We start from the raw sequence: 14,307 nt of genomic DNA, 5'->3' as shown, positions 1-14,307 counted from the left end.
GGATTTTTATCCGGCGGTTTCCCCGACCAGGTAAAAATCCTTTCTGTATTTATTCTTCCGTTATGACTGTACCGGCTTTTCCGATCAGACTTTCCTCTGCTTTTTCAAGGGAAGTAATGACCGCTTTCCGATTCCTGCCGTGCTGAATGAAATCTAAGGATGCCTCAATTTTTGGAAGCATAGAGGAGGATTCAAACTGATTGTCTTCTATATATGATGCAGCTTCCGCTCTGTTCATCTGACCGATGGGCTTTTCATCCGGCTTGCCGAAGTTTAGGGTTACGTTGTCCACGTTTGTTAATATCATCAGAACATCAGCATCGATTTCTTTCGCCAGAAGTCCTGCAGCTCTGTCCTTCTCAATTACAGCACTGGCGCCCTTTAAGTGGCAGCCCTGCTCCATAACAGGGATTCCGCCGCCGCCGCAGGCGATTACAATCTGGTCTGCATCCATAACTGCCTTTATAATATCAATCTCAACGATAGAAACCGGCTTTGGAGAAGCAATAACTCTGCGGAACCCTTTGCCAGGAACCTCCTCCACAAAGTTTCCCTTTTCCTCTTCTTCCTTCGCGTCCTTAGCAGACATGAAACGGCCGATGGGTTTCATGGGTGTGTAGAAAGCCTCGTCATAGGGGTTTACCATCATTTGGGTTAAAATGGTAGCTACGGATTTATAGATGCCCCTGGTCATAAGTTCTGCACGGATACCATTTTGCAAATCATAGCCGATATAGCCCTGGCTCATGGCAGAACAGACTGACATGGGAGCAGAGGTGTAACCATCATGCTGTTTTCCGAATTCATTCATTGCAGTATGGATCATTCCTACCTGTGGGGCATTGCTGTGAGTAACGGCTACCTGCCAGCCAGACTGAATAAAATCTGCAATTACTTTGGAAGTTTTTGCTACTGCAGTTTTCTGTTCCGGAAGGTTGGTTCCCAAAGCATGGTGTCCCAAAGCTATCACAATACGTTTTTTAGCCATATCATTTCCTCTCAGTTTCATGTATTTTAGTCAGAAATTATAGAAATATTATAGTATCAGGAGAGGAAAAAAGCAACCGCTTTCGGACAACTGGGGGTTTGAGAAAAGATTTCAATAGAATTTAGAAATAATTTAAAAAAAAATAAGTGGATATCCTGAAAACTGATGGTATAATGTTTAAGAAGATACAGAAAATGAAAGGAATGGTACGTATGACAGGAATCATTTTGCATCTGATTCTTCCCTTGTTTACCTACACGCTGACTACTACTTTCCTGTATCTGTCGGTTCCGATTGAACCTCTTTTAGCTACGGGATTATCTGCAGCACTTAACATTCCGGTTTTGCTGTGGATTTACTTCTATGATCAGAAAAGAAGAGGATATTCCCCGGCAGAGAGCCTAAAGCCCGGAAGTGGTCTTATATTTATCTGGCTGCTTGGAGTTTCTCTTTGCATTCTGGGAAATTCGATTGTGGAACTCATGGGACTGACCAGAATATCGAAGGCATATCAGGAAGCGGCGAATGCCCTGTATACTCCTCCGATTGTGATTCAGCTTGCGGCTTCCGGTTTAATCATTCCGGCAGCAGAGGAGCTGATTTTCAGGGGTATGATCTTTGCTTCCCTGCGGGATAAGTTCTCTTTTGGACTTTCAGCTGTGGTATCAGCCGGCTTATTCGGACTTTACCACGGAAATCTTCCCCAGGGAGTTTACGCATTTTTAATCGGTCTTACGGCAGCATGGCTTTATGAAAGAACAAAAGCTTTGCTGGCACCATGCATGCTTCACATCTCAGCGAATCTATTTTCACTTTTCATAACGAACTTAAAGCTGTCCGATTTTCTGTTTCAAAGAGAACATGCTGTAGTTACTGCAGCTGTTATAGCTGCGGCAGTCTTTGTGACTGCAATTTGTTTTGTCCGGATTTATAGGAAAAATAACCTAAAGGAGGATATTGTGTGAAACTCTTATCTGTAGCAATTCCATGTTATAATTCAGAATCCTATATGAGGCACTGCATCGATTCCCTGCTGCCAGGTGGGGAAGAAGTAGAGATTCTTATCGTAGATGACGGTTCTGCGAAAGACAGTACAGCTGAAATTGCAGATGAATATGAACGGAACTATCCAGGTATCTGCAAGGCGATCCATCAGGAGAATGGCGGACATGGAGAAGCGGTAAATGCAGGATTAAGGAATGCAACCGGAATTTACTTTAAGGTAGTTGACAGCGACGACTGGGTGGATGAATCTGCTTATATGGAAATTTTAAACACGCTCCGGCGCTTTGTCTTTGGAGAGAAGACGCTTGATATGCTGGTGAGCAATTTTGTTTATGAAAAACAGGGATCAAAGCGGAAAAAAGTCATGAATTACCGGACTGCACTTCCTGAGAATGAGTTAATTGACTGGGATGATGTAAAGGTTTTTGTGCTGGGACAATACATTCTGATGCACTCTGTAATCTACCGGACTGAGCTGCTTAAGCAGTGTGGGCTGGAATTACCCAAACATACATTCTATGTAGATAATATATTTGTTTATCAACCGCTTCCCCATGTAAAAACAATGTATTATCTGAATGTGAATTTTTACCGTTATTTTATAGGCAGAGATGATCAGTCTGTCAATGAACAGGTTATGATCGGGCGGATTGACCAGCAGATCCGCGTGACTAAGCTGATGCTTTCTTATTATGATGTGACGAAGATAAAACAACGCAAACTTCGCCGTTACATGGTGAGATATTTAGAGATTATGATGGTTATTACCTCCATTCTTGCCATTAAGTCCGGAACAGAGGAAAATATGGAGAAAAAGGAAGATTTGTGGCAGAGTCTGAGAAAGCAGAATTTAAAGCTTTATCTAAGACTGCGTTACGGATTCCTGGGACAAGGAGTCAATCTGCCTGGTAAAGGCGGAATGAAATTCCCTATTGCCATCTACAAAATGACCCAGAAATTTTTCGGATTTAATTAGAGTAAGATCTAAAAAGGCCTTCCCAGCAGGTGGGAAGGTCCTTTTTTTAACTGATCGCTTTTTCGGAAACCTTTTTTCTCTTTGGTACAAGAGAATCGCTATAAACAAACTGATACATAATGTATGCCATGGCTATGGAACCGAGTCCGTCAAAAGCAGAATGCTGCTTTAAGAATACAGTTGCAAGACAGATTAAGATCATTAAGATGAAGGATCCTGCCCGTAACAAAGTGTTATTTTTCAAACGCTGGCTGCGGCAGACCGCAATGTGTACACAGATGGAATTGTAAACGTGTATACTTGGAAATACGTTGGTACAGGTATCTGCAGAGTAGAGCCCCTTTACGATGAAAGAAAAAATATTCTTACCCGGATCAATGTAAGGCCTGAAATCCGTTCCATTGGGGAAAACGGTGCAGATCACCAGACTGATGGTCATTCCAGTGAAAAGCATAGTGCATAGTCTGTAATACTCTTTTACATCATAAAAGAAAAAGTAACAGATGGAGATAGCCACATAACCAAACCACAGCAGGTAAGGAACAATGAAATATTCATTAAACGGAATATAGTCATCAATGGCTATATGCATGATATGGTAGTTGCTGGTCACAGTTTTTTCCAGATATAAAAACCAGGGTAAATAGACCAAAGCATAACTGAATAGCCAGGCATGCCGGTATTTGGTTAATAACTGTTTTATATTCATAAAAACACCCTTCTTGTCAATTGCGTGGGATAACATTGATTAACTTTTGAGGATTATATCATACTCGATTTCACAGTACAATAGTATTTCAGAAATGTTAATATTTTATTCAGTAAAGCTTTCAAATCATGTATTTAAATATAATCTTTTTATAAAACTGTTGATAGACTGTCCATCTTTGTGTATAGTATATAGGCAGACTTTTGTTTTGAAAGGAATAAATGATGTTACAAAAATATATAATGGTATTTTTAATTTCCATGGTGCCGCTCATAGAATTAAGAGGAGCGATTCCTTACTCTGCAGTGATGGGACTTCCTTTGTTACAGTCTTATCTGATAGCAATTATTGGAAATATGCTTCCGGTGCCGATCATCTTTTTGTTTGCACGGAAGGTTCTTGAGTGGGGAGGAGATAAGCCGATAATCGGCGGCTTCTTTACGTGGTGCCTTAAAAAAGGGAAGCACGGCGGAGAAAAACTGCAGGCGAAAGCCGGAAGAGGATTGTTTATTGCTCTTTTGCTGTTTGTTGGCATTCCACTTCCAGGTACTGGTGCCTGGACCGGCACATTGGCAGCCAGCCTGCTTGATATTGATTTTAAATCCAGTGTTTTAGCTGTGATGGGAGGCGTTCTTTTGGCAGGGCTTATTATGGGACTTGCCAGTGCAGGAATTCTTGGAGCGCTTCAATCCGTTATATTTTAAAAAACTGGTAGGAAGAAGGGCAGAATGGAACGAAAGAATGAAGAAGGACTGACGGAAAAAGAGTTTTTATTACAATACCGTCCGGGAGATTACGAACGCCCGTCCGTAACGGTAGATATGCTGATTTTTGCATGGGACCAGGAGGAGTCGAAGACAGAAATTCTTCTCATTAAACGGAAAAACCATCCCTATATCGGTGAGTGGGCAATTCCAGGGGGATTTGTAAATATGGATGAATCCCTGGAAGACGCCGCAGCCAGGGAGCTGTTTGAGGAAACCGGACTAAAAGGAATCTACATGGAACAGCTTTATACCTGGGGAAGTGTAAAAAGGGACCCCAGAACAAGAGTGATTTCCGTTTCTTACTTAGCGGCTGTTACAAAGGACCAGTTACAGGTTCAGGCAGGTGATGATGCCGGAAAAGCCTGTTGGTTTGAAGTGACAAAAAAGAAGCTTTCAGACCTTGAAAACGGCGCGACATATGCGCTTACCATTGAGAATGAAGACGAACATATTTTTATCAGCTACCGGATAACAGAAACCTTTGAACGGGATGGTATGATGTGGAAAAAGGATACAGACATTGAACTTCTTCCTGCAATTGATATGCTGGATCAGGAGAAACTGGCATTTGATCATGCCGAAATTCTAAATATTGCAATGGACCGGCTGGAAGAGTTGGAAAAAGAGGATTAACATATTAACGATACAGGAGATAATAGGTTATGACAAAAAAAACATGCAGACTGATTAGTCTGGTAATTGGCTTTTCTCTGCTCACCTCCAGCATCTGTTATGGAACAGAGATACCCATGGTTCAGCCGTTTCCCGGTTCAACCAGTAATACACAGATGGCAGACGGACCGAGCTCGGTTAAAAGCGGGCAGGCAGAGCAGATTACAGACAGCACAAAGTCCCAGGAGACTCCTGCAGTGGTTTCTGCAGAGACTTCCACAGCGGCGGCTGCACAAACTTCTACAGTAAGTGTACCCCAGATTTCTTCTGAGGGAGCGGTATTAATGGATGCTGATACAGGAGCGCTTCTTTATTCTAAGAATAGTGAGACAAAGTATTACCCTGCCAGTATCACTAAACTGATGACAGCGCTTTTAGTGGCAGAACGAACGAATCTGTCCGACACGGTTACCTTTTCCAAAACTGCCACCACAAATCTGGAGGCAGGAGCAGTCACTTTGAATATGACGGAAGGTGACAAGCTGACAGTGGAGCAAAGTCTTTATGGACTGATGCTTCGGTCTGCCAATGATGTGGCCAACGGTCTTGCTGAGCATGTATCCGGAAGTATCAGCTCTTTTTCCCTGCTGATGAACGCAAAAGCAAAAGAGCTTGGCTGCACCAATACGAATTTTGTCAACCCCAACGGACTTAATAATTCCAATCATTATACGACACCCCATGATATGGCACTGATTGCAAGAGCTGCTTTTCAAAATAACATGGTCAGAAAGGTATGCTCGACTGTCCGCTATCAGATTCCGGCCACGAAGAAGGCTGGTGCAAGGACCGTAACCATGGGTCATAAAATGATTAATTCCGCAGACTCCCGTTACTATCCCGGTGTGGTGGGCGGAAAGACCGGATACACCTCCCTGGCAGGCAATACCCTGGTTACATATGCACAGAAGGATGGAGTACGCTTAATTGTGGTGATTATGAAAAGTAAATCCACTCATTATAACGATACAAAGGCACTTCTTGATTATGGATTTGCTTTAAAGGGGACAGGCGGCAGTCAATTAGCAGCGAAATCTTCCTCCGGCTGGGTTCAGTCAGAGGGAAGGTGGTATTATTACCGTACTGACGGAACCATGGCATGCAATGACTGGGTGAAAACCAATGAGAAGTGGTATTATCTGGGCAGTGACGGTGTTATGCTAAGGGATACGGTAACACCTGATGGATACCGTCTTAATGCTTCTGGTGTCTGGATTTCATAAGAGGACGATATAAGAAAAGAGCCGTACGGCTCTTTTTCTAACGTTCTTTATTTTCCTCTTGGGCAGTATCACAGGACCTTTCAGCAATATCGCAGATATCGGTCCGGTATTCCATAATTTCTTCCACGCTGCAGTCCAGAATTCTGCACAGCATGTCAATCGTATGAGTGGATACGAAATTGTTTTTTTTAAGCCGCCCGATTTGACCGGCGCTGACCTTGCAATATTTGATCAGATGATACTGGCTGACGTTTTTCTTTTTCATGGTTTCCCACAGTCTGTCATAAACAATCATAGTTAGTCACCTCACATTCTTATTAAACCTTGATTATCCAGTATTGCATATTATCCATAATTGGTTTCTATCATACTGGATGCAGGTGTAATTATGGAAGTCCCGGACTTGACGGAGGCTGACTTTTCATTGTATTATGAAAGGACAGTAAAAAAAGGAATGAGAGAAGATGAGGAATAATCAGATGTGGTTTGCTGCCGGAGTTTTTTGTGCTGCTGCAGGCGCAGTATCTCTGCTGCGTTCGGAATACGAAAGAGAACAGCTTTCTGTGGAGAGAACTGTTCTGGAAAGCAGTAAGATCGGAAAAAACGTAAGGCTTGTATTTCTTTCGGACCTTCACAGTCATTGCTTTGGAGAAGACAATAAAAGGCTTCTTCAGGCAATTGATCAAGAGAATCCGGATCTGGTGCTGGCCGGCGGTGATATGATGGTTGTAAAAAAAACAGCGGATACCAGGGTTAGTTTACAACTGATGGAGAAGCTGGCTAACCGCTATCCGGTTTTTTATGGCAATGGGAATCATGAAAACCGCATGGACCGGGAACGTTTGGTCTATGGTGACCAGTATGATACGTATGAAAACAGCTTAAAACAGCTGGGTGTAATAGTTTTAAAGGACCGGACGGAATTATACCGGAAGGATATTGCCATAACAGGTGTTGATCTAAAGGAAGGCTGCTATAAGGATTTTCTGCCGGAGCGGCTTCTTCCGGAAGAACTGGAACAAAAAGCAGGGAAGGCATCAAAGGAACGGTTTCAGATTTTGCTGTCCCATTCCCCGCTTTATTTTAAAACTTATAAAAGCTGGGGAGCTGATTTAACCCTGTCCGGTCATTTCCATGGAGGGACTATACGCCTTCCGTTTCTGGGAGGAGTTATGACTCCCCAATATCAGTTTTTTAATCCCTGCTGCGCAGGAACGTTTCAAACAGATGGGAAATATATGATTGTAAGCAGAGGCCTGGGCACCCATTCCATAAATATCCGCTTAAATAACAAGCCTCAGGTAGTTGTGGTGGATTTAAAACCGAAATCCTCAATTTGACCTTCCATATATTTACAGATTGGTCTGGATTTGGTATACTGCTTTTTAGCATGCTTTTAATCAGCTCTGGAGGAATATATGGGAATCTCTTATAAACTGGACAATTTCGAAGGACCACTTGATCTGCTTCTTCACTTGATTGATAAAAACAAGGTGAATATCTATGACATTCCCATTGTAACCATTACAGAACAGTATCTGGATTACATGAAACATATGGAAACAGAGGATTTAAATATTGTCAGTGAATTTCTCGTCATGGCTGCGACGCTGATCGATATTAAAGCGCGCATGCTTCTTCCCAAAGAGGTTAATGAAGAAGGGGAGGAAGAGGATCCCAGGGCAGAGCTTGTTGCCCGCCTTCTGGAATACAAGTATTTTAGATATATGGCGTCAGAGCTTAGAGACCGGGAGGTAGGCGCAGACCGGCTGTTATTCAAAACACCTACCGTTCCGGCAGAGGTATCTAAATATGAACCTCCTATCGATTTGGACAAGCTTCTTGATGGTCTGACTCTGGCAAAGCTGCAGGAGATTTTCCGGGCGGTGACGAAGCGGACGCAGGACCGTGTGGATCCCATCAGAAGCCGGTTTGGGAATATCCGCAAGGAAGCAGTCAGCCTGGAGGATAAAATAGCATCAGTTATGGATTTTGCCAGACAGCACCGGAAGTTCTCCTTCCGGAGGATGCTTAAAGGACAATCTGACCGGATTGAAGTAGTCGTAACTTTTTTAGCGCTTCTGGAGCTCATGAAGATCGGCAAGATCGCCTTGACCCAGGAGCATTTATTTGATGATATGATGATTGAGACCCTGGAGCCGGAGGGCGGGGAAGGGGAACTGGATTTTACGGATCTGGGAGAGGAAGAGAAAGTCAATGGATAAAGAAACTCTTACAACAGACAGGTCAGCAAAGAGCGCAAAAGAAGAAAAGAAATGGGAAGCGGTCATTGAGGCGGTTCTTTTTACCATGGGGAATTCAGTTGAGCTTGGCCGGCTGGCTGCAGCCATCGGGCAGGATGAAGAAACAGCCAGAGAAACTGTGCTCCGGCTGATGAAGCGGTATGAGACGGGAAAGAAGGGAATGCAGATTATTGCGCTGGAGAACAGCTATCAGATGTGTACCCGCCCGGAATACTACGAGAATTTAATAAGGGTTGCCTGTACACCCAAAAAGCAGGTATTATCAGAAGTGGTTTTGGAGACACTTTCCATCATTGCTTACAAACAGCCTGTTACGAAGCTTGAGATTGAGAAGATCCGAGGTGTCAAGTCGGACCATGCTGTAAACAAGCTGGTGGAATATAATCTGGTTTATGAGGTTGGACGCTTAGATGCGCCGGGGCGTCCCGCACTTTTTGCAACGACGGAAGAATTTTTGAGAAGATTTGGAATTGGCTCCACTCAGAATTTACCGGCTGCAGATCCTTTGGTAGCAGCGGAGATTCGTATGGAAGTGGAAGAAGAACTATCCGGAAGCGGATTATTGCTTTCAGTGGAAGAAAACAGTGATGCAAAGCAGGAGGAATACATTGACAGCGAACATAAAGATTAAATATTTTACAGATGAAATAGAGAGACTGAGATACATAGACGGCAAATCCGACTGGATTGATTTACGGGCTGCAAAAGAAATGGAGTTAAAAGCCGGTGAATTTAAACTGATTCCTCTTGGCATTGCCATGGAACTTCCTGCCGGCTATGAAGCCCATGTGGTTCCAAGAAGCAGTACGTATAAAAATTACGGAATTATTCAGACCAACAGCATGGGTATCATTGATGAGACTTACTGCGGAGAGAATGACCAGTGGTTTTTTCCTGCATATGCACTTCGGGATACAGTAATTCATATCAATGACCGGATCTGCCAGTTCCGTATAACGAAGCATCAGCCCGCGATCTGCTTTGAGGAAGTTAACTCTATGGAGCACGAGGACCGGGGCGGACACGGAAGCACTGGAATTCAATAACATTGATAGATTTGTGAAAGTTGGAGATATTAACATGAAAAGAAAAACCGGATATGGAACGCTTTTAATTGTTCTTACTCTGATTCTTACAATGTCATCCGGATGCGGAGAAAAAGTGAGCCGGTATACGTACCGGGATGACGGAATAAAGGCGTTAAATGAAGGTAATTACAAGGAAGCTATACAGTCCTTAAACCAGGCCATTGACACTAAGAAGGGACTGGTAGGCAAGCTTGACATTGATGTATTAAAATACAGGGCAGAAGCGGAATATCTTTCTGGTGATTTTAAGGCCGCGGCCGGCAGCTATGATATATTAATTAAAATTGATGGGGAAAAGCCTGAGTATTTAAACATGCGCAGCGCTTCCAGAGCCGGTGCAGGTGATAATGACGGTGCCATAGCCGATTATAACCGAAGCATGGAACTGGATCCGGACAACAAAGCTCCTGGAAGAATGAATGCCCTTTTAGCAGCAGGAGCAGCCATGGAAGAAGCGGGATCTCCATCAGATGCAATGACTCTTTATGAAGGTGCCGCAGCAGCAGGAGAAGCAGGTCCTATGCTCTATAACCGTATGGGATTATGTAAGATGGCAGATAAAGACTGGGATGGGGCGCTTCTGGCATTTCAGACCGGCCTTTCTAAACCGGAAGCATCAAGCGTACCAGAGCTGTTGTTTAACACGGCAGTTGCCTATGAACGTAAGGGAGAGTTTAAGAAAGCACTGGATTTCATGCAGCAGTACGTTTCTTTGCATGGGCCGGATGAGGAAGCACAACGGGAAATTACATTTTTGGAGTCTAGATAGGTTGGAGAAGGAATGGCAGAACTGATAGAATTGAAAGAAATAGAAGAAAAAGTTATTCTGATAGCAGTCAGCACTGGAGACGGGACGGATGTAAGCGCATCCTTAGATGAACTGGAAGAACTGGTTAAGACGGCAGGTGCCGCTGCTGTGGATAAGATAATTCAGAACCGGGAAAGAATTCATCCGGGAACTTATCTTGGAAAAGGTAAGATTGATGAAATTCGTGAACGTATATTTGAGCTTGGAGCAACCGGAGTCGTCTGCGATGACGAGCTGTCACCTGCACAGATGCGCAACCTGGAGGACGCTCTTCAGATTAAGGTGATGGACCGGACGATGGTAATTCTCGATATATTTGCAGCAAGAGCCACCACCAGTGAAGGCAAGATTCAGGTGGAGCTTGCACAGCTGCGCTACCGCTCGGCAAGGCTGGTGGGATTAAGAAGTTCATTATCCCGTCTTGGCGGTGGTATTGGAACCAGAGGGCCTGGAGAAAAAAAGCTGGAGATGGACCGGAGACTGATACACGACCGGATCAGTATTCTTAAGGCGGATTTAGAGGCTGTAAAGCGCCACAGAGAGGTAGCCAGACAGCAGAGAGATAAAAATCACATGCCTGTCGCAGCTATTGTGGGATATACCAATGCAGGCAAATCCACCCTGTTAAACCGCCTCACCGGTGCCGGAATTCTGGCCGAGGACAAGCTATTTGCAACGTTAGATCCCACAACAAGGAACTTAAGCCTTCCTGGGGGACAGCAGATACTTTTAACAGATACCGTCGGATTTATCAGAAAACTGCCTCATCATTTAATTGAAGCGTTTAAAAGTACCCTGGAAGAGGCCAAATACAGCGATATTATCCTTCATGTGGTAGACTGCTCTAATCCTCAGATGGATATCCAGATGCATGTGGTATATGAGACGTTACGGGAACTGGGTGTTACAGATAAGGTTATGGTTACTGTATTTAATAAAATAGATGCGGCAGGGCCGGATGTTACGCTTAAAGATATTTCATCGGATTTTCAGGTCAGGATCTCAGCGCACACAGGGGAAGGACTTGATGAACTGGAGAATGTGCTGGAATCTATTTTAAGAAGCAGAAGGATTTATTTAGAAAAAGTTTATTCTTATAAGGACGCTGGTATGATTCAGCAGATCCGTAAATACGGTCAGCTTTTAAGAGAAGAATACTTAGAAGATGGTATACTGGTGAACGCTTATGTGCCAGCAGAATTATTTGCAGGTCTGGCAGGCAGCCGGGATATTTTAGACGAATGAAAAAGCACAATATGTTGATTTTGGGACAAAAACAAAATCCACATATTGTGTTTTCTTTTTTGATCTGCTATAATACATCTGTATTTAAAAAGTGAAGCGGTTTTTGTGAAAGGAGTAAAGGTCTGATGATTCAGGTAGTAAAAAGAGATGGGGAAGAAGCGGAATTTAGCTTGGGGAAGATCACGGAAGCCATTAAGAAAGCATTTAGTGCAACCGGAAAGGAGTATAATAACGAAATTCTGGAGCTTTTGTCTCTGCGGGTGACGGCAGATTTTCAGGAGAAGATGAATGATGGAAAGATTACGGTGGAACAGATCCAGGACAGTGTGGAGCATGTTCTGGAACAAGCGGGATATACAGATGTAGCGAAGGCCTACATATTATATAGAAAACAGCGGGAAAAGATACGGAATATGAAAAACACCATTCTGGATTATAAAGATGTGGTGAACAGTTATGTTAAAGTTGAGGACTGGCGTGTAAAGGAGAACTCAACAGTCACCTATTCCGTAGGAGGGCTGATTTTAAGCAATTCCGGTGCGGTAACGGCGAATTACTGGCTGTCAGAGATCTATGATCACGAGATAGCAGAGGCGCACAGAAATGCGGATATCCATATCCATGATTTGTCTATGCTTACCGGTTACTGCGCTGGCTGGTCATTAAAGCAGCTGCTTTTAGAGGGGCTGGGAGGAATCCCGGGTAAGATCACTTCTTCCCCTGCAAAGCATTTATCTGTACTCTGCAACCAGATGGTTAACTTTCTGGGGATTATGCAGAATGAATGGGCAGGCGCCCAGGCATTTTCTTCTTTTGATACCTATCTGGCACCTTTTGTGAAGAGTGACCAGTTGTCCTATACAGAAGTCAAAAAGTGCATTGAGTCTTTTATTTATGGAGTGAATACACCCAGCCGGTGGGGAACCCAGGCACCCTTTTCCAATATTACCCTGGATTGGACTGTACCGTCTGATATGGCAGAACTGAATGCCATTGTAGGCGGAAAAGAGATGGCTTTTAAATATAAGGACTGCAAAAAAGAGATGGACATGGTAAACAAAGCATTTATTGAAACCATGATTGAGGGAGATGCCAACGGAAGAGGTTTTCAGTATCCAATCCCTACTTATTCTATCACCAAGGATTTTGATTGGAGTGACACGGAAAATAATCGTCTGCTGTTTGAGATGACCTCCAAATACGGAACTCCTTATTTTTCCAATTATATTAACAGCGATATGGAACCCAGTGATGTAAGAAGCATGTGCTGCCGCCTCAGACTGGATTTAAGGGAGCTGAGAAGAAAGACAGGAGGATTCTTTGGTTCAGGAGAGAGTACAGGATCTGTTGGTGTGGTGACCATTAATATGCCAAGAATTGCTTATCTGTCTAAAGATGAAGCGGATTTTTACAAACGTCTTAACCGAATGATGGATTTGTCAGCCAGATCGTTAAAGACAAAGAGAGAGGTCATTACAAAGCTTCTTGACCAGGGTCTGTATCCTTATACAAAACGTTATCTGGGAAGCTTTGAAAATCATTTTTCAACCATTGGTCTGATCGGTATGAATGAAGTCGGTTTAAATGCAAAATGGCTGGGCAAAGATTTAACCGACACAAAGACACAGCAATTTACGAAGGTAGTTTTAAATCACATGAGGGAACGGCTTTCTGACTATCAGGAGATGTATGGAGACCTTTATAATCTGGAAGCAACACCTGCAGAATCTACCACATACCGTCTTGCCAAACACGACAGAAAGCATTATCCGGATATTAAGACTGCAGGACATGAGGGAGACACCCCTTATTATACCAACAGCTCCCATCTTCCAGTGGATTACACCGCCGATGTTTTTGATGCTCTGGATATACAGGATGAGCTTCAGACCCTTTATACATCGGGGACCGTATTTCATGCATTCCTCGGCGAGAAGCTGCCTGACTGGGCAGCTGCAGCAAAACTGGTAAAAACCATTGCCGATCATTATAAACTGCCATACTATACCTTGTCTCCCACTTATTCTATCTGCGCAGAGCATGGTTATCTGGCAGGAGAGCATAATGTCTGCCCGGTATGTGGAAAGAATGCGGAAGTTTACAGCCGTATTACAGGCTATTACCGCCCTGTGCAAAACTGGAATGAAGGTAAGACTCAGGAATACAAAAACCGTACTACTTACAATGCTTCCAGTTCTTTGTTAAAGAATGGCAGTCAGGAGCAGAAAACTGAAAAAGGAACAGACAAAAAGTCGGAGATGCCGTCAGGCGCTTATTTATTTACCACTAAGACTTGTCCAAACTGCAGGCTGGCAAAGCAATTCTTAAAAAACGTAGATTATGAAATAGTGGATGCGGAAGATAATGCAGAACTGGCTCATAAGCTGGGAATCATGCAGGCTCCGACTCTTGTATTGGTAAAGGATGGCTTAATTCAGAAAATCACAAATGCTTCTGATATCCGTAAATTTGCTGAAAGTATCCCATATTAATTTTATATCCTGCATATAGTAGTAAGCCAAAAGATTCTGTGCTATAATAGTACAGAATCTTTTGATGTTT

Annotated in this window: 15 protein-coding genes; 12 read left to right on the top strand and 3 right to left on the bottom strand. The window is 43.4% G+C overall.

Features of this window, described 5'->3' with window-relative positions; translation table 11 throughout:
* Positions 1–49: 49 nt before the first annotated feature.
* Positions 50–988: a carbamate kinase gene (gene arcC, locus RZO55_RS16555; protein WP_318065350.1), complete on the bottom strand. Its 939-nt coding sequence runs from the start codon at positions 986–988 to the stop codon at positions 50–52.
* A gap of 173 nt (positions 989–1,161) precedes the next feature.
* Here arcC and RZO55_RS16550 point away from each other — a divergent pair, with 173 nt between their 5' ends.
* Complete coding sequence (locus RZO55_RS16550; RefSeq protein ID WP_318065349.1) at positions 1,162–1,953, top strand: CPBP family intramembrane glutamic endopeptidase; 792 nt, start codon at positions 1,162–1,164, stop codon at positions 1,951–1,953.
* Positions 1,950–2,969, top strand: coding sequence for a glycosyltransferase family 2 protein (locus tag RZO55_RS16545; RefSeq protein ID WP_318065348.1), 1,020 nt, complete (start codon positions 1,950–1,952; stop codon positions 2,967–2,969). Before RZO55_RS16550 ends, RZO55_RS16545 begins: the two co-directional genes overlap by 4 nt.
* 46 nt (positions 2,970–3,015) lie before the next feature.
* On the opposite strand, the gene RZO55_RS16540 is transcribed toward RZO55_RS16545, so the two are convergent.
* Positions 3,016–3,678: a phosphatase PAP2 family protein gene (locus tag RZO55_RS16540; RefSeq protein WP_318065347.1), complete on the bottom strand. Its 663-nt coding sequence runs from the start codon at positions 3,676–3,678 to the stop codon at positions 3,016–3,018.
* A 224-nt stretch (positions 3,679–3,902) separates the two neighbouring features.
* Here RZO55_RS16540 and RZO55_RS16535 point away from each other — a divergent pair, with 224 nt between their 5' ends.
* Genes RZO55_RS16535 through RZO55_RS16525 form a run of 3 tightly spaced genes read left to right on the top strand, consistent with a single transcriptional unit; the run spans position 3,903 to position 6,340 of the window.
* Positions 3,903–4,382: a COG2426 family protein gene (locus RZO55_RS16535; RefSeq protein ID WP_318065386.1), complete on the top strand. Its 480-nt coding sequence runs from the start codon at positions 3,903–3,905 to the stop codon at positions 4,380–4,382.
* Positions 4,383–4,406: 24 nt separating this feature from the next.
* Complete coding sequence (locus tag RZO55_RS16530; protein WP_318065346.1) at positions 4,407–5,078, top strand: NUDIX domain-containing protein; 672 nt, start codon at positions 4,407–4,409, stop codon at positions 5,076–5,078.
* Positions 5,079–5,107: 29 nt separating this feature from the next.
* Entirely contained in the window at positions 5,108–6,340 is a 1,233-nt protein-coding gene (locus tag RZO55_RS16525) for a serine hydrolase (protein WP_318065345.1), read from the top strand.
* Positions 6,341–6,377: 37 nt separating this feature from the next.
* Here RZO55_RS16525 and RZO55_RS16520 read toward each other — a convergent pair whose 3' ends face one another.
* Positions 6,378–6,635: a helix-turn-helix domain-containing protein gene (locus tag RZO55_RS16520; protein WP_318065344.1), complete on the bottom strand. Its 258-nt coding sequence runs from the start codon at positions 6,633–6,635 to the stop codon at positions 6,378–6,380.
* A gap of 169 nt (positions 6,636–6,804) precedes the next feature.
* Here RZO55_RS16520 and RZO55_RS16515 point away from each other — a divergent pair, with 169 nt between their 5' ends.
* The 7 genes from RZO55_RS16515 (at position 6,805) to RZO55_RS16485 (ending at position 14,237) form a co-directional block, all read left to right on the top strand.
* Positions 6,805–7,680, top strand: a complete 876-nt coding sequence (locus RZO55_RS16515; protein WP_318065343.1) for a metallophosphoesterase — start codon at positions 6,805–6,807, stop codon at positions 7,678–7,680.
* Between the two features lie 78 nt (positions 7,681–7,758).
* Positions 7,759–8,565: a segregation and condensation protein A gene (locus tag RZO55_RS16510; RefSeq protein ID WP_318065342.1), complete on the top strand. Its 807-nt coding sequence runs from the start codon at positions 7,759–7,761 to the stop codon at positions 8,563–8,565.
* Positions 8,558–9,235, top strand: a complete 678-nt coding sequence (gene scpB / locus RZO55_RS16505; RefSeq protein WP_318065341.1) for an SMC-Scp complex subunit ScpB — start codon at positions 8,558–8,560, stop codon at positions 9,233–9,235. Before RZO55_RS16510 ends, scpB begins: the two co-directional genes overlap by 8 nt.
* Positions 9,213–9,650: a dUTP diphosphatase gene (locus tag RZO55_RS16500; RefSeq protein ID WP_318065340.1), complete on the top strand. Its 438-nt coding sequence runs from the start codon at positions 9,213–9,215 to the stop codon at positions 9,648–9,650. The genes scpB and RZO55_RS16500 overlap by 23 nt, the downstream gene beginning before the upstream one ends.
* Positions 9,651–9,684: 34 nt before the next feature.
* On the top strand, positions 9,685–10,461 hold the full coding sequence (locus RZO55_RS16495; protein ID WP_318065339.1) for a tetratricopeptide repeat protein: 777 nt from the start codon (positions 9,685–9,687) through the stop codon (positions 10,459–10,461).
* Positions 10,462–10,473: 12 nt separating this feature from the next.
* The gene (gene hflX / locus RZO55_RS16490) at positions 10,474–11,745 is read left to right on the top strand and encodes a GTPase HflX (protein WP_318065338.1); all 1,272 of its coding nucleotides are present in this window, start codon (positions 10,474–10,476) and stop codon (positions 11,743–11,745) included.
* Positions 11,746–11,870: 125 nt separating this feature from the next.
* Positions 11,871–14,237: a ribonucleoside triphosphate reductase gene (locus RZO55_RS16485; protein ID WP_318065337.1), complete on the top strand. Its 2,367-nt coding sequence runs from the start codon at positions 11,871–11,873 to the stop codon at positions 14,235–14,237.
* Positions 14,238–14,307 lie beyond the last annotated feature (70 nt).

The sequence above is a fragment of the Clostridium boliviensis genome (assembly GCF_033342255.1).
In the GTDB taxonomy this organism is placed as follows: domain Bacteria; phylum Bacillota; class Clostridia; order Lachnospirales; family Lachnospiraceae; genus Lacrimispora; species Lacrimispora boliviensis.
The sequence above is the reverse complement of the archived record's forward strand: the minus strand, read 5'-3'. Positions and strand labels throughout refer to the sequence as shown.